The sequence below is a fragment of the Enterococcus viikkiensis genome, assembly GCF_005405345.1.
Classification (GTDB): Bacteria; Bacillota; Bacilli; order Lactobacillales; family Enterococcaceae; genus Enterococcus_A; species Enterococcus_A viikkiensis.
Map to the genome: position 1 here is coordinate 36,473 of NZ_BJDW01000016.1, position 15,919 is coordinate 52,391.

The window sequence follows — 15,919 nt, forward strand, 5'->3', positions numbered from 1 at the left end:
AGCTCTGCTACTTTTCTATTTTTTTGGATGACGTCTTTCTTGTTTGCGCTTAATGGCTTGGCGAATTCCAACACGATAAACTTTAGGAATAGCAAAAAAGAAATTTTTAGTGAATTGATACGCTTCATATTTATTAATAATAAAGGGAATGATTGTTTGTCCCTCGTATTTTTTTACATGATAGGTAATGAAATTACGAATGGCTTTATCCCGTGCAACACCTACTTTTCCTTTTAGCGATAAGCAAAAGGACAGGATTTCATCAAAATAGCGGTTCTTTGCTGCTTCATAACTTTCATTCACGAATGGATCCAATTTAATAAAATCCGTGAGTCTGCGCGCAAAAAAGATCCGCGTTTGATACAGCGGCGTCACGATGTCTTGATCAAAATCAGTTAAATATTTTTCAAAGGCCTGCTTATCCGCTAAAAATGACGTCTCCTTTTTATCAAAGACTTCTCGATCAACTTGGTTGATTTCGCCTAAGACCGCCAGATAATCCGTAATAAATAAAGGCATCTCCACTTGGCGAAAGACTAAGACGCGATCCGCCAGCTTTTGATTCAAAGCAATTGGTCGCCGTAATGTGTTGTTGCGATAATAAGCAAAAACATAGCGTTGCCATAGGTCTTCTGGAAATGGGATTGGCTTTGCTGTCAACCATAAAAGTTCATCTAACGCCAAATCAACATGAGCCACGCCCTTTTTGATATCCTCCGCGACGCTCTGGGGAATCCCTAAATGATCTTTGAAATGCTGAATTCCTAAATGAACCTCTTGACCGGTCTGCTTCGACTCAATCACAAATTGATACTTCAGCGGTCGTCCACAATCGCATTTCAGCTGACTGCGTTTGCCTCGTTCGTAATCATCGTCAATATTCAGACGAACAAATTCCCAGTCCGAGGTAAATAAATATTGATTTTGCAAAAACAGAGAACGTACCTGATATTTCTTTTGCTGATTAATTAGTTCTTGCTGTGGTTTCGTTAATTGCTGAAATAAGCTTTTTCTTTCATTATTGTCATAGGTCACATGACATTCCAATGGGTAATCATTTAATCCATAATTGTTTGGATACCACTGGGTATAAACTTCTAAATAATTGTCCATTGCTTGCCTATTTTCAAAGATTATTTCTTAGAGTCAAATTTTTCTTCAACGTCTTCGATCAGCTCTTTTACTTCTTCTTTCAATGATTTGTGGGGAAGCTCTTCATCTACGGCATTTGAACCAGCGCGAGCAACTTCTTTTGGTTCACTAGAATTACTACCGGCCATTGCTTCTGATTTGTGTTCTGTTTCGTTAGAATTAGTCCCTGCCAACGCGACATCGTCATCTGTTTTTGGTGCCATTGAGCCTCTTAATCGGCAGTTTTTTTCGTTATCATAATTCGTCATCTTACTTCACTCCTTATCCTTTGAAAATAGTTTACCTGATCCCTTTAAAGAAAGCCAAAGTTAGCCATTTGTCTAAGCTTTATCTTAAAAATCCCCCTGAATCATCCATGAATACGCTGCGTAAAATATTTTAATAAAAATGGCGAAGCTAAAGTCGTGAATAGAATAATCAAAATAAAAGCGGAATAATAATCTTGGCGGACTAACTCCGCCTGGTAACCTAGCTGTAAAATAATTAGCGCCATCTCACCACGAGAAACCATACCAGAGCCTACCATCAAGCTGCTGCTTTTTGAAAAACCAGAAAGCCGACTGCCGATATACCCACCTAACAGCTTAGAAGCAATCGCTAAAATGGTCAAAACTAAGATGAAAAAGCCTTGTGGAACCAATCGTGTAAAGGAGACTTCCAACCCGATATTCACAAAAAAGACGGGGATGAAGACCGCATAGCCGATCGCCTCGACGTTCAACTGAACTTCTTGTCGGACTTTCGTTTGACCGATAGCAACCCCTGCAAAAAAAGCGCCGACAACAGAACTCAAGCTAACCAAATCAGCGAGATAAGACATTCCTAAACAAATAATCAGCGAAACAATGATCACCGAGGATTCCGCTAATAATTTATTGCTTAATTGCATCAAATACGGCGCACCCCAACGAACCAAAAAGAAAATGACGCAGAAATATAAGACTTGCTCCACTAAAATCAACGGTAGCTTAGCAGAAGTCGTAGGTTCTCCTGTCAGCATTGACATGCTCAAGCTAACGATCAAAATAACTAATAGATCATCCGCTACGGAAGCCCCTAGAATTGTGGATCCTTCTTTTGTATTGATCGCTCGTAATTCCTTCAATACTTCCACCGAGATACTCACCGATGTCGCCGCCAAGATTAGCCCTAAGAAAAACGATTCATCCCACGCGACCCCAAATCCATAGCCGCTTAGTGTGCCTAGCGCCACCGGAAAAACAATTCCTAAAATAGCTACATAGAGACTCGGACGAAGGTATTTTCGTAATAGCTTCAAATTACTTTCAATCCCTGCTAAGAACATCAAAATAATCACGCCGATCTCTGAAAAATCCGAAACTAAAATATCCGGATGAACCAGCTTTAGTCCCGCATTCCCTAAAAGAATCCCGACCAACAGCTGTCCAATCACGGATGGAATGCCCATCCGTCTTGAGAAATGTCCAGCGATCGTTGTTGTAAATAAAATCAATGTTAAAATACCAATAAATTCCATGACAATTCCCTTCTTTCATTTTTTGAAAAATTGATACCCGATCCAAATAAACAATAGTAGCCAACCGATTCCGCAGCCGAACAAGAGCCACGCTACATAAACTGGCGGCACGTAACGCAGTTGGATTGTATTTTTACCCGCTAGTTGTTTGATAGTTGGTGTTCCGATATCTGATAACGCCTGCGGCTGGATTTCGTGATTGCCTGCATACAGTCGCGTATTTTGATAAACAATCACCGGTACTTGAGTCGTTCCTGGTTTTTGGGCAGTCCAACTCACTTGCAACCGCCCATGCTTGACCGTCTTAGAAAAGTCTTTTCTCTCTGCTAAAATCTGCTTCTCATAACTTACGTATTTATTTTCATTGTTGTCGTGATAGATTGGTAAATAATCCGGGCTGGACTTTTCAACCGACCGCAAGGCCAAATCCAGATCTGCCGCAAAAAAACTGGTCCGTGCTTGCGCTTCCGGCACCCGGACAAAAACATGCTTAGCAGCCAAGCTCTGGTTGTCCCAGCGTTGCAACTCTTGTATAAGAACCTGAAGAGTTTGACCGATACTGATCAAACTAATAGTTCCCAATAGGACCAGTACGCCTTTTTTTCTTGGCAGGTGTTCAAACATCAACGCCGTAAATAAGAAAAACAACACAGTAAAAGGTGCGAAAAAGCGAAAGGGAAATTGAACGAGTGAAACAAATGGAACGTGGTAGGCGATTAGCCAATCCCATGGAACGATACTAGTGGAAAGAACAAAAAATAAGCCGCTAATGATAACTACCTGTTTCGTAAAACGTTCCAGTCTGTGCCAGTAAAAAATACACAGCAAAAAACTGGCAACCAGCAGCAGCCATAAAAATTTAGGATACTGCAACCAATAGGAACCGCCAAGATCAATCGCCTTTTCACTCATCTGCTGGTTGGTAAAAGGCATTTTTAATCGGTCCCCAGAGTTAATCAGAAAAAAACTAAGCCAAACATTACTGGATAAGCCAGCATATAGAACGAGCGACTTCAAAAAATCTTTCACCGTTTTAGACCAACTTGCTTGCCTAATCCCATAATCAATGAAAAAAGGTAGATAAATTAAGCTCACCATCACCGCCGTCAGCATATGGATCTGAGTCATGACAGCGATACTCACCGCGACCTTCAAGATTGGAAAGCGTTGATTCTTCATATCGATGATTGGCAGCAGACACAGTGGCATCAAACTGGTTCCCCAACTAGTAAAACCTTGGTTCAAGACCCAATAATTAATCGAATAAGTCGTCATGAACATGATGGCGCTCCAAAGAGCTGATGATTCACGAACCTTTGCATAGCTCAGCAATTTAAACAGCGAGCAGCCAGCTATCAAATAAACGAAGAAATTTGATATGACTTGATACTTGAACCAGCTGCCAGCAATCAAGACTAGCACCCCTTGTAAATAAGAAAAAATAGGCCCATAAATCGCATTCACGATACGACCAGATTGTTGAAAGCCAAATATTGAAATAAAGTAGCTAAACGTTCCGGTTCTGATTTGTTCCGCCGTTTCGTAAAAACGATTGTAATGAAACAACGCGTCCGCGCCTAGAATCAGCTTATGCGTAACGAGTTGCGGCATCACAAAAAGCCCCGCAATCAACGTTAAAACTAAATAATAATGCCAACGTTTCATAAGGGACCTCCTCCAATAGACTCTATTCTTACTCTAGCCTATTTTAAAAAGAAGTGAAACTAAAACGCCTAACACGATCAGTGCGTCCGCTGAACTGTCCCCCATACGATTACCGTCCCTAAGATCGAGATCACGGTTCCAATCAACAACATGGCTTGAACGGATAGAAAGTTCAGCATTTGACCGCCTACTAACGAACCAATGATACCACCAACTGTATTGGCCATCGCCATTAGCGTCTGGCCTTTGACTAAATCCTTTTGGGGAATGATTTGATTGGTATAATAAACCGATGCCATCGTGTGCATCGCAAAGCCGACCATTTGTAACCCTTGAGCCAAATTAATCATAAAAAGATTCCCTGCAAATAAAATGATCAGCGCTTTGATTGAAAAGAAAAGTGCTGCCCCACGCATCAAAGAATGAACCTTAAATCGTTTCAACAGCCAAGAAAAGAAAAACATCGTTGGCAATTCACTCAATGCGGCGATAGACAGCGACGTACCGACATTTGCTTCACTGCCACCTAAAGGCTGCATAATCTGGAACATATAACTATTGACGATCGTATGAAAAACAAATAGTAAAGAGGCGCCTGCCAATAAACCCATAAAACGTTTGTATTTCTTCATAAAAGAAAAAAGATCAATCGGTTCTTCAAGCAGATCCTCATCCGCCTCCACCACTAACAAAGAGTCCGAATAATTGCCCCCGTGTTTTCGTGTATCTAAAAACAAGGTCATCACCATAAAGAAAAGAAAAATACCAATCAATAACAACAAAATGATATTCGCCGAAAAAGCTTCAATTAAAACCCCTGTTACTGCCGCTGCCCCGGCAAAAGCCAGTGAGCCTAAGCCACGAGCCAAGCCGAAGTTCAATCCGTAGCCACGACTAATAAAAAACGTCCCAATCGCAATCGTCAACGGCTGTAGTAAAACCAAACAAGCATACAGCAGTACATATACCACTGCAACAATCAAGAATTCTTTCGGCAAAAGGACTAAGACGCCGGAAAATAAAACTAACAGCGCCGCCATTCCAGCAGCTAGTTGCGACAGCCGAATACGCGTCATTCGATCAGCAAACGAAGCCAAAAACGGCTGAACAATCGCCGCCAATAGATTAGCCAGCGCCAATACCATTCCAATCTGCCCATTCGTAAAATTCCTCGATAACAAAAATACAGAAGTAAACGTGCCTAAGACCGAGTACCCCATCCAATAAGGAACCTGCATTCCGATATATTGTAAATTTAATTTCAGCTGCTTTGAATTCTCCATAGTTCCTCCATACACTCCATTTTAAATTTATTATACGTGATAAAAAATTGGAAACCAGAAGAATTCAAAAATAAATTGTCCCTAAAACAGGCGGCAGAAAAAAATAAGCTTAGAGAGTTTTTACTCTCTAAGCTTATTTGATTAGTCGGTCACCCAAAGATTCTGGTCCTCTTTATACGGCCAGTTTTTCGCACCGTTTTCAATGATATGCAGACGTGTTGCATCGACTCCTTCGTCGATTAAAATCGAAACTGTTCGTTTCGCACCACTGCCACCGCCAGGACACACAACATAAATAGGGTTGTCCCCTTCTTTAAATTGATCTGCGTGATCTACGACAATTTTTTCAAGTTTCTCTGTGTCCACTGGATATGCGGGAACACTGATTGAATTTGGCAAATGGCCTTTTTTAAAGTCTGATTCTGGTTGGATGTCGATAATTTGATAGCTGTCCTTCGACTCCTTCTCAATCACTTTTTTCATGTCTTTCGGCGCGATCATCTGCCACTCAATGTCGGCTTCAGCACGATCTTCCTTCGCTTCTCCTTTTGTACAACCAGTGACTACGACAGCAAAGACTGCCAATAAAATCATTACAATTCCGTTTACTCTTTTTTTCACTTTCAATCCTTCTTCCATATCAAATTTTTTTTGCATGGAAAAACTTTCATCAAGCCGAGGATCATCCATATTTTTTTGTTTAACTCTCACTAGTGAACTTAGTCACAAATAATATCGTCAAGATAGTGTTGATGAAAGAATTTCTGCACGTCCTTAGAGACTCTAAGTATCCATTTTCCTCATGATCATAAACGATATGCTACCAATTCTCTCACCTCCACCCGCTTGTATGTAAGGGCTATCTTCAAATAAAGTATATAGAAAGGTGCACGGCTTTTCAATAACTATTTAATCGGTAAAATGAAAAATGGCAATAATTATAAATAGCGTTAATTAAACACTTAAATAGGATTTAAAATCGGCAATAACCATTTTTTATAACGATCATTATACTATTAAAAAAAATTAAAATTACTTTGAAGCCTCTCTTGAAATCGCTTATAATTTTAATAGTAAGAAGACGATTTCATAAGACCAAAAGGAGGTTTTTTATGCTACTTTTATCCCCCACAGACATCCATCAAGTTTTTTCCATGAAAGATGCAATTGAAGCAGATAAGCTCGCCTTTCGATTATTTAGTGAAGGTAAAACCGAAGTCCCACTAAGAACGCAAATCGTTTCAGAAAAACAAAACGGAACTTTTTTATTCATGCCGGCTTATGCCCCTGATTTGGATGCCGCCGCTTTGAAGATCATCAATATTTTTCCTGACAATATCGACAAGGACTTGTCCTCCGCACCAGCGCAAGTATTACTGGTGGATGGAAAAAATGGCTACGTCAATGCTTTGTTAGATGGTGCCACAGTCACTCAATTACGAACAGGCGCGGCTTCTGGTGTCGCCCTTGACCTTTTAGGTCGTAAAGACGCGAAAAGTGGCGCATTGATCGGCACCGGTGGACAAGCCGCTACACAATTAGAAGCCATGCTTTGCATTCGAACGTTAGAAACGGTCTTCGTCTATGACCAAAATCCAGAACGTACCAGAGACTTTGCCAAAAAAATGGATCACGAGTTGAAACGTTACGGGACAAAAATTTTACCCGCGGCAACTTCTGATGAAGCCATCCGTGAAGCAGACTTGATCATTACTGTCACCCCCGCGACTTCTCCAGTTTTTGATGGCAGCAAGGTCAAAGCAGGCGCAACCGTTAGTTGTGTAGGCTCTTATCAACCTCATATGCAGGAGATGGACCCAGTAATTTTGGAGAGGGCGGCAAAAATTTATTTTGATTCCGAAGAAGCCGTGCTCTCTGAAGCTGGTGATATTTTGATCCCATTGGAAGAAGGACGGATTACTAAAGACGATTTCACTGGTGATATTGGTGACGTGCTAACCGGAAAAATCGTTGGCCGTGAACTAGCTGATGAAATCATCGTATTTAAAACCGTCGGCATTGGCGCACAAGATTTAGTCACGGCACAAAAAATTTATGAGCGTGCCTGTGAAATGAAAATTGGAACCAAATGGTCCTAATCACTAGAAAATAGGAGGAAAAAATTATGCCCCACTTATCCGTAAGATTATATCCCGGTCGTTCGAAGGAAGTAAAACAAGATTTCGCTGACAAACTACAGAATCTAGTCGTAGACGAATTAGGCTGTGAACCGAATGTCGTTTCGGTCTCCTTTAAAGAGATCCCTGCTGACAAATGGGCCGATGTGATCGATGATGAAATCGCCGGCGAAGATATTTATATCGATGCTGATTTTTAAACGATCCGAGCTTCATTCATTGCTGTCTAATGAAGCGTCTCTATTATTAGACAGCTCTCTATGATAAGAAAAAAACTTCTTTGAATTGAAAAAAATTTACCAGTAATCACCCTAAAATCCGCTAAAAAATCAGTTTATCCTTCTGATTTTAGCGGCTTTTTCTTTAGGTAGTTACTAGCTGAAACTTATCATAGGTCACTCAACTATAAAAACGAATGTTTAACATACTTAGCATGGGAAAAACAGATAGAAAGGAGACGCCTATTATGGATATAAATATATCGTCTTCTTAAAAACTGTTGAACCAGGCCATCTTACCAAAGCGGTGAAGGTTTTAAAATATTCCTAACCTGTGGGGTGAATACTCTGCCTTTTGCCAAAGAGTTGGCGGAAAACGATCCAGTCCAGCCAGACATTAAATATCGGATAAAAGTGAGTCGTCTATCTTGTCTATGGTTGAACGTATTTTACCAAGATAAATTTTGCAGCCATTCGCTTACAACCTGGCTCTTCTTCTCGACGTCCCTACATGTGTTGCCAAATTGATTTTTTTATCGTGACCAGCAATAGCTTTTTATCGCAGTCGCGTATTTCTTAACACTTTCCACTCTTAACCTCACCTTTTCGTTCAATCAATCACAAAATTTTCAGGTTTTGTGGTTTTTCCATTTCATTTCTTGTTATAATTATTAAAAAACAGGGAAAGTAGTGTGAGTTATGGCACAGATTATTTTTTATATTTTGATTGGGTTAATTATTTTTCAAGCAATTATGCTGGTACGTGACGTGTTGATGCATCGTGACGACCTCGGCCCGGGAAATTGGATCATCAACGGAATCATCGGTTTTATCGCCGACTTCGCTGACACGATTGGAATCGGAAGTTTTGCGTTAACGACCATGATGTTGAATATTACAAAGCAAAACAAGGACGACCGCAAGCTGCCGGGGATTTTAAATGTCGGCCACGCGATTCCTGTGTTGACCGAGGCAGTGATTTTCGTCACGGTCATCGAAGTTGACCCAGTGACCTTAGTCACGTTGATTCTAGCAGCCATCGTCGGCTCTTGGTTCGGGTCCAAGTTTGTTACAAAACTTTCCGAAACAGCCATTCAAAAATGGATTGGTTGGGCGTTGCTGATCACGGCTATTCTAATGCTGTTAAGACAAACCGAAGTGATCGCATTATTAGGAAGAGGCAATACTGCGATGGGTCTGACCGGAGCAAAATTAGCGATCGGAATTGTGGGAAATTTCTTTTTTGGTGCGTTAATGACTGTCGGTGTCGGCTTGTACGCTCCTTGTATGGCGATGGTTTACATGCTAGGTATGACACCCCTTGCTGCCTTCCCGATTATGATGTGCTCATGTGCTGGACTGCAGCCGGTCGCAAGTATTAACTTCATTCGTGAAAAAGCGTATTCCAGAAAAATCGCTTTAGCCATCACGCTTGGAGGAGTTCCCGGAGTCATCATTGCCTCGCAATTCTTAATGGGACTTGATATTACGATGATTACTTATTTAGTGATTGTTATTATTTTCTATACGGGCATCCAATATATTTTAAAATCACGCAAAACGGTTACTGCCTAAAAAAAAACCTCACCCTTTATGGATGAGGATTTTTTATTTGGGTCTAACTTTTTAATGATCGCCCTTATGAAAAGCCTTCACTTTTTCTAAAATCAACAACACCACGACTAAAACTAAGATCGAACTGGAAAGCAATAGCGAATGTAGCCCATCGCCTTGAGCTAATAACAACTCCCGTAAAATGGCTGTGATACTGATTAAAATCAAGTAGCGGACTGGAATGTGATGGCCTTCTTTGATGTAGCGCATCAGCATCAAGATGACCTCAAGTAAAATAAACAGCGTGGCAATCTCTTCAATCAATAAAGATAAATCCTCCATTGAACTCAGAGGAATCACGTGTGAGACAATATTAATAATTCCCTCTGCCATGACAATGACTACGACAATCACTAATAACGCCAGCATAATATCAACAATTGTGCTAATCATTTTTTCAAATTGTTTAAAGGTCCCTTTCATAAACAACCCCCCACTCTAATAAATTAATTATAGCGAAGCTTACGGTTGAAAACAAAATTATATGATTTCTCTCAATTAACGCTTAAAGGCTCTTTTTATGAATGCAACTTTGCGTCACGTGCTAAAGCCAAACAGCCAATCGTTCCGGCATTATTGCCTAATGCTGGCGTGACAATATAGTCCTCTAGAGCAGGTGTTTTCACGTAGTCATTGACCAATTTTTTGAACCGTGCGCGAACTTTTTTGACTAAATGTTCTTGTTGCATCACACCACCGCCAAAAATAATTATATCCGGTGAAAACATTAACGTAGTATTATACGCACATTGAGCAATGTAATCCGCTTCGATCTCCCAGAATGGATCATCTTCACTCAAGTCTTGCCCTTTGCGACCTAACCGTTTTTCAATTGCTGGACCGGCAGCCATGCCCTCTAAACAATGACCATGAAAAGGACAGTTGCCCGCAAAATCATCTTCTGGATGACGACTAACCAGGACGTGCCCCATCTCCGGATGACTAAAACCTTCGACAAAGTTACCTTTCTGTAACGCGCCACCACCGATACCAGTACCGATTGTGTAATAAACTACACTGTTAACACCATCACCGCGGCCTTTCACGTATTCGCCATAGCAAGCTGCGTTCACATCGGTCGTCCAAGCCATCGGCACATCGAACTGCTGCTTCATCGCACCAACAAAATCAAAATTTTGCCATGCTAACTTCGGGGTTGAAGTAATGTAGCCATACGTTTTTGAATCCCGATGAATATCGATTGGACCGAATGATCCAATACCGATACTGACTAACTGCTCTTGGTACTGCTTAAAAAAATCGATTACTAAGGCTATTGTCTCTTCCGGTGTTGTCGTGGGATAGCTGACCCGTTCAAGAATCTCTAAGTCCTGATTTCCAACAGCACAAACAAACTTGGTCCCGCCTGCTTCAATTCCGCCAAATAATTTTTCCACTAAGCCTCACTCACAATCATTTAGTTTTATTCCACATACAGAGTCACGAATTTCGCGTGTCCGATGTTTTCAAGCTCTATTGTATCATTATTTATTGGTAGCGGTTCCTTTGTTTTTTCTTTCAAGTCCACTTTTTCTGCTGAATGAAATTTGCAGAAAAAAAGTGAGAGAAAAATTCCCCCACTCTTTTAAATCATTTCTAAAACTTCTTTCGTCGTTGCCACCTGACCCAGCTTAGTAAACAACTTTTCAAAAAAGATCTGATGCAATTCAATATCACGATCGGCGCAAGCATCTTCAACCACGATGACTTTATACCCGTGTTGATACGCATCCAAAGCTGTCGCATAAACACCATTGGCTGTAGCGACACCTGTCAGAATGATTGTATCAATATCTCGACGTCGTAATTGCAGATCCAAATCAGTTCCAAAGAAGGCTCCGGGATTATGCTTTGTCACTTTAATAACATTTTTTGCGCTGGAATCCGTTGCGATCGGCATAACAAATTCTGAAAATGCTGCAGGTAAATTTGCGTACCCACTGCTGCGTTCTGGATTCAAAAATTGCATCGTGGTCGGATCAACGTTAACTAGCGTAACTAAGCCAGCAGTATTTTTTAGCGCTGCTGCTAATTGATTATTTTTTTCAAGCACGGATGAAGCACTATAAGGCTGCAATTCTCCCGTTCCTATAATTCCCTTTTGTAAATCAATTACGACCAAGGCCGTTCTAGCTAAATCGATTTTTTTCAAACAAAACACTCGCTTTCTAACTTAAAAAAGTTCCTTCCGTAATTTACGCCTTTTTCCAAAGTAAATCCAGTTAAAATTTTTTTAATCCTCAGAAAACGATGCTAGGGCTAAGCTTGTTCCGTTAAAAATTGATAGACCGCCCCAATCAAATTCGCTTGATTCAAAAACTTACACGGCATCATCGACGCCTTCAATTCCTTCGCACCATTCTTTTGCAGCAATCGTTGGACGCGGACCTCAAGATTTTCCAATAAGTCTGCTCTAGTTGAAATTCCTCCGCCAATCAATATACGATCGGGGTCTAGCGAGACTAAAATATTATAAATCCCAATACTTAACGCATCATAAAATTGATCAATCTGTTCTTGCGCCAACTCATCACCAGTCGCCGCCAAGTCAAAAACCTCTTTACTTGTATACTCACGGCCTTCTGCTTTAAGCTTCGAAAACTGCTTCGCCATACTGACCGGGCTGCCAAGATCACTTAAGGTTTCCAAGGTTGTTGGATTGATGATTTGATAGCCAAACTCACCACCAAATAAATTCGCACCGGTACGCAGTTTGCCGTCAATTGCGATACCACCACCAATCCCAGTTCCGATGATCATGAAAGCCACAGCTTCGATTCCTTGCGCATTTCCTTGCCAAACCTCGGCCAAAGTCGCGCAATTCGCATCGTTTTGGAACGTTACCGGTACCCCCAAGAAATCCGTCAATTCTTGCTTGATTGGAAAGCGATGTAGATACGGCACGGCACTCACACCATAAATAATGCCTTCCTCCGCATTGACTGCCCCCGGCGCACTGATTGCAACCCCATCTGTAATCTGGTGTTTCTCTACCAATGATTTTAAATACGCTTTCATTTCATTCCACGTCTTAGGTGTAATCAAACTCGGCAGCTCAGTCAGGCTGTTGTTCTCCCATAAACCACTTTTTATCGTTGATCCACCGATGTCGATCGCTAAAATCTTTTGAGCCATTTCTTGCTCCTCCCAGTTCATCACGTTTATTCAGTAAAAAGGACAAAGGAAAATTTTTCTTCCTTAGCTTCTTCCTCAAAATTGTAAAGAAGATACTGCATCATCGCAATATCTTCTTTACCGAAAAAAACAAATTCCAGAGAAAAAATCAGGTCGAATCCTGCTCTTTCAACGCTAAGTCCTGCATTGCCAATTGACAATAGGTCATATTAGCCCACGAGAACCATTCCCGAGTAAACTGTTGAGGGTCATTTACATCGACATTGAATCGTATCTACATTCGTCGTTGTCGATTTATCGCTACAATCGAAAGCCGTGAGCTAACTGCTGCTCCTGTTTTTCTTTAATGACATAAGCGACTTGGGCATCAATTTTTTCTTTGGCATCAGGAGAATCATAGCGCTCAATCTTCCACTCAATCTCCTTCAAGTTCTCCATTAGTTGAGCTTGCTGTTGTAACACCGTTTCCTTATGAGACTGCAATAATTGCTTTCGCTGTTCGATTGTCTTTGAACCTTCCATACTGCACTCGATGTATTCTTTGATGTCATGAATCGGCATTCCAGTATTTTTTAAACAGCAAATCGTGTGTATCAAGTTCAGGTCAGATTCAGTAAACTCGCGATAGCCTGATTTGTTTTTTGCGACAAAAGGCAGCAGGCCTTTTTTATCGTAATAACGAATAGTGGAGATCGTTAAGTCAAATTTATCCGCCACTTCTTTGATTGAATAAGTCGTCATTTTTTTCCCCCCAGAAACATTTCTCTTGCCCTAAACCATGGTTTAGGCTTTATGCTAATCATAGTTCAAAAAGAATAGTTAGTCAAAATGGAGGATTTATTATGAAAACAGCATTAATTACTGGCGCAAATAAAGGCATCGGCTTTGCACTTGCGAAAGCCTTAGGCAAAAAAGAATGGCACATTATCATCGGTGCCCGGAATGAAGAACGGGCGAAAGCCGCTGTTGAAAAACTTCAAGCTGATGGAATCCAACAAGTCGATTCTATTTTAATCGACCTTAGTGATCCCGCGACGATCACTCAAGCAATCAATACCGTCAAAACAAATTTTTCAAAACTTGATTTACTAATCAACAACGCCGGGATTCCTGGCGGACATGGATCAAGCTTGGACGAAAGTTTAGATGATTTGCAAGCGACGATGCAAGTCAATTTCTTCGGTACCTTTCAACTTACACAAGGCTTACTTCCGGTATTAGAAAAGAACCATGGCCGGATCGTAAACATCACGATTCCAACTACTCCAAATCCTTTTTGGAATCCATTTGCCTACAAAGCGACGAAGGCCGCACAAAATATCATGATGCAGTCGCTTGCCATCGACTTTGACAAAGAAAAGAAGGACTTAGAGATTTTCAGCGTTCACCCTGGTCCAACAACTACCGATTTAAATGGCAATATGACTGCCGAAGGATTTCACACTGCAGATGATGTTGCGGGGAAAATCTCGGAGCTTCTCCTAGATGGGACTTCACATCAAGGAAAGTTTCTTGAAATCTATAGCGAATTAAACTAAATAAAAACAGAGCAACGAAGAAAAATTTCGTTGCTCTATTTTTATTTACCTGCCTACAAATTAATCAGCCAGTGATCTGAAAACTATTCTACCTTCGCTGGCTTTTGCATTTATTCCTAGAATCTATTCATAATAAAGCGCTCTTCCCTTGTAGCAAAGATACAGACTAGTATCTTGTTTGGCTTGATTCACTATCAGACGTATTTCAACGGCTCAGTGATCCTGAGCATCATTCAAATCATTGCTGTTCTCTGTTTATGATTTGATTGGCTTCATGCTAGTTCTCTTCATCCATCGCCACGTTTCTACGGTAACTAATTGTCCAATTAAAAAGGGAGAGCGGACAGAATTTTGTCCGCTCTCCCTTTTATTAAGTCGCCATCGTGGTCTTTGCATTCAATGCTTCTTCCAACTGCTTAAATTGCTCATCGGTTAAGTAAGGCTTATATGCACGTTTGACCTGTTCTGCTGATTCGGGTGTAATCTGTTCATTGCTGTTATTGATATCTGCTAAAATTTCATTGAATTCCTCTTGAGAAAACTGACCTTGCTGCTGCCCTGCTGATATCTTTTCAGTGAATTCTTCCACTGAAATCGTGTTACTTTTTTTGGGCAATTCGATTTTTCGCTTCGAATCTTTTGTGTCATTTTTAATCGTCAGCTTCAATGACAGATTCGTACCATTACTTTTTGTATTGGCCTGTATAGTAGTTTTTTGGGCATGTTTTTTTGTATTTAACGTTGTTGTTTGTTTATAACTTGATAATTGATCCAGTTGCTTTTCAGCATCTTTGATAGATGCCTGTTCTTTTTTACTACCATTTTCCTTCACGTAGTCGAAAAAGCCTTGGATGTCTTTTTTTGTGAAGGTTCGTTGGATCGTATTGCCTTCTTGCTTAAAGGAATCAGCGTCTAAAGTATCTAAATAATCCACGAAGTGCTTCGAGTTGAAGCTAGCTGTAATATCACTCGTCTGCGTTTTACCAGCCGTATTTTTTTCAATATCTTCATTGGTTAGGTGGATATATTTCCCTTTGAACTGTTCAAAATCTTTGGCGTTGATCGGTGTCTCTGCATTAAATTCTTTTGCGATCTCTAACGCCTTCGACATAAATTCTGTGCTTAAATAAACGGACGGATTGTTTTCTTTCATGTCAAAATACATATTCAATGGAACCGTTTGACCTAACGCTGCAATATTCATATTGATCTTGGCCAACTTTGCTTCTGTGTCCTTTTGATAATCCCCAGTAATTTTAGTGCCGCTGACCATTTTTGCGACCATCTCCATCGATGTCCGCGTCGGTGCATCTTGCTCCTCACCTTTGATTGCCAGCTCGTCCACTACGATTGAATACTTCCCTGCATTCATTTCATTTTGCTTTGCGAGTTCCGCCGAAAATTCTTTTTGATTTTCTTTTTTACACCCCGCAAAAAAAATGATCATCAGCGCCATCATTATTACCACTTTAAGTTTTTTCATTTTTCTCTCCTCAATATAGACTTTAAGGTAAAAACGTTTTCTTTCATCATATAGTTATTCCTGTTTAGACACAAATCATTTAGCAAACAATGCTTCTTTTTTGATAAAATTTATAGATTCGCCGATTGTAAAATTAAGCTAGACAACTAAAAAAGCCATTTGTGCTACACTCAAAATAGTTCTGACCAAAGAATT

Annotated in this window: 16 protein-coding genes and 1 pseudogene; 4 read left to right on the forward strand and 13 right to left on the reverse strand. The window is 40.5% G+C overall.

Features of this window, described 5'->3' with window-relative positions; all coding sequences use genetic code 11:
* Window positions 1–15 precede the first annotated feature (15 nt).
* The 6 genes from FFM67_RS08940 to FFM67_RS08965 all read right to left on the reverse strand — a co-directional run bounded on the left by FFM67_RS08940 (window position 16) and on the right by FFM67_RS08965 (window position 6,219).
* Window positions 16–1,113, reverse strand: coding sequence for a hypothetical protein (locus FFM67_RS08940; protein ID WP_137614221.1), 1,098 nt, complete (start codon window positions 1,111–1,113; stop codon window positions 16–18).
* A 20-nt stretch (window positions 1,114–1,133) separates the two neighbouring features.
* Window positions 1,134–1,400: an rRNA processing protein gene (locus FFM67_RS08945; protein ID WP_137614222.1), complete on the reverse strand. Its 267-nt coding sequence runs from the start codon at window positions 1,398–1,400 to the stop codon at window positions 1,134–1,136.
* A gap of 101 nt (window positions 1,401–1,501) precedes the next feature.
* Window positions 1,502–2,650 (reverse strand): cation:proton antiporter, encoded by a 1,149-nt coding sequence (locus FFM67_RS08950; protein WP_137614223.1) that lies wholly within the window; start codon window positions 2,648–2,650, stop codon window positions 1,502–1,504.
* Window positions 2,651–2,665: 15 nt separating this feature from the next.
* Window positions 2,666–4,315, reverse strand: a complete 1,650-nt coding sequence (locus FFM67_RS08955) for a putative glycosyltransferase family protein (protein WP_137614224.1) — start codon at window positions 4,313–4,315, stop codon at window positions 2,666–2,668.
* Window positions 4,316–4,392: 77 nt separating this feature from the next.
* Window positions 4,393–5,598, reverse strand: coding sequence for an MFS transporter (locus FFM67_RS08960; RefSeq protein ID WP_137614225.1), 1,206 nt, complete (start codon window positions 5,596–5,598; stop codon window positions 4,393–4,395).
* Between the two features lie 141 nt (window positions 5,599–5,739).
* On the reverse strand, window positions 5,740–6,219 hold the full coding sequence (locus FFM67_RS08965) for a rhodanese-like domain-containing protein (RefSeq protein WP_137614226.1): 480 nt from the start codon (window positions 6,217–6,219) through the stop codon (window positions 5,740–5,742).
* 491 nt (window positions 6,220–6,710) lie between these two features.
* On the opposite strand from FFM67_RS08965, the gene FFM67_RS08970 reads away from it, so the two are divergent.
* From FFM67_RS08970 to FFM67_RS08980, 3 genes are all read left to right on the forward strand, one after another.
* A complete protein-coding gene (locus FFM67_RS08970) occupies window positions 6,711–7,697 on the forward strand; it encodes an ornithine cyclodeaminase family protein (protein WP_137614227.1) in 987 nt (328 codons plus the stop codon).
* Between the two features lie 26 nt (window positions 7,698–7,723).
* Window positions 7,724–7,936, forward strand: a complete 213-nt coding sequence (locus FFM67_RS08975) for a tautomerase family protein (RefSeq protein WP_137614228.1) — start codon at window positions 7,724–7,726, stop codon at window positions 7,934–7,936.
* A 717-nt stretch (window positions 7,937–8,653) separates the two neighbouring features.
* Window positions 8,654–9,529 carry a sulfite exporter TauE/SafE family protein gene (locus FFM67_RS08980; RefSeq protein WP_137614229.1) on the forward strand — a complete coding sequence of 292 codons (876 nt, stop codon included), beginning with the start codon at window positions 8,654–8,656 and terminating at the stop codon, window positions 9,527–9,529.
* A gap of 51 nt (window positions 9,530–9,580) precedes the next feature.
* Here the strand turns inward: FFM67_RS08980 and FFM67_RS08985 are convergent, their stop codons facing one another.
* The 6 genes and pseudogenes from FFM67_RS08985 to FFM67_RS09010 all read right to left on the reverse strand — a co-directional run bounded on the left by FFM67_RS08985 (window position 9,581) and on the right by FFM67_RS09010 (window position 13,444).
* Window positions 9,581–9,991: a phosphate-starvation-inducible PsiE family protein gene (locus FFM67_RS08985; RefSeq protein ID WP_137614230.1), complete on the reverse strand. Its 411-nt coding sequence runs from the start codon at window positions 9,989–9,991 to the stop codon at window positions 9,581–9,583.
* Between the two features lie 95 nt (window positions 9,992–10,086).
* Window positions 10,087–10,965, reverse strand: coding sequence for a fructokinase ScrK (gene scrK / locus FFM67_RS08990; RefSeq protein WP_137614231.1), 879 nt, complete (start codon window positions 10,963–10,965; stop codon window positions 10,087–10,089).
* A gap of 188 nt (window positions 10,966–11,153) precedes the next feature.
* Window positions 11,154–11,720: an isochorismatase family protein gene (locus tag FFM67_RS08995; RefSeq protein ID WP_174784474.1), complete on the reverse strand. Its 567-nt coding sequence runs from the start codon at window positions 11,718–11,720 to the stop codon at window positions 11,154–11,156.
* A gap of 107 nt (window positions 11,721–11,827) precedes the next feature.
* On the reverse strand, window positions 11,828–12,703 hold the full coding sequence (locus FFM67_RS09000) for an ROK family protein (RefSeq protein ID WP_137614233.1): 876 nt from the start codon (window positions 12,701–12,703) through the stop codon (window positions 11,828–11,830).
* 148 nt (window positions 12,704–12,851) lie between these two features.
* Window positions 12,852–12,965: pseudogene (locus FFM67_RS09005) on the reverse strand (glycoside hydrolase family 125 protein); the annotation flags it as partial.
* Window positions 12,966–13,003: 38 nt separating this feature from the next.
* Complete coding sequence (locus FFM67_RS09010) at window positions 13,004–13,444, reverse strand: MerR family transcriptional regulator (RefSeq protein WP_137614234.1); 441 nt, start codon at window positions 13,442–13,444, stop codon at window positions 13,004–13,006.
* A 101-nt stretch (window positions 13,445–13,545) separates the two neighbouring features.
* On the opposite strand from FFM67_RS09010, the gene FFM67_RS09015 reads away from it, so the two are divergent.
* Window positions 13,546–14,241 carry an SDR family NAD(P)-dependent oxidoreductase gene (locus FFM67_RS09015; RefSeq protein WP_137614235.1) on the forward strand — a complete coding sequence of 232 codons (696 nt, stop codon included), beginning with the start codon at window positions 13,546–13,548 and terminating at the stop codon, window positions 14,239–14,241.
* A 370-nt stretch (window positions 14,242–14,611) separates the two neighbouring features.
* Here FFM67_RS09015 and FFM67_RS09020 read toward each other — a convergent pair whose 3' ends face one another.
* Window positions 14,612–15,724: a BAR domain-containing protein gene (locus FFM67_RS09020; protein WP_137614236.1), complete on the reverse strand. Its 1,113-nt coding sequence runs from the start codon at window positions 15,722–15,724 to the stop codon at window positions 14,612–14,614.
* Between the last annotated feature and the right edge of the window lie 195 nt (window positions 15,725–15,919).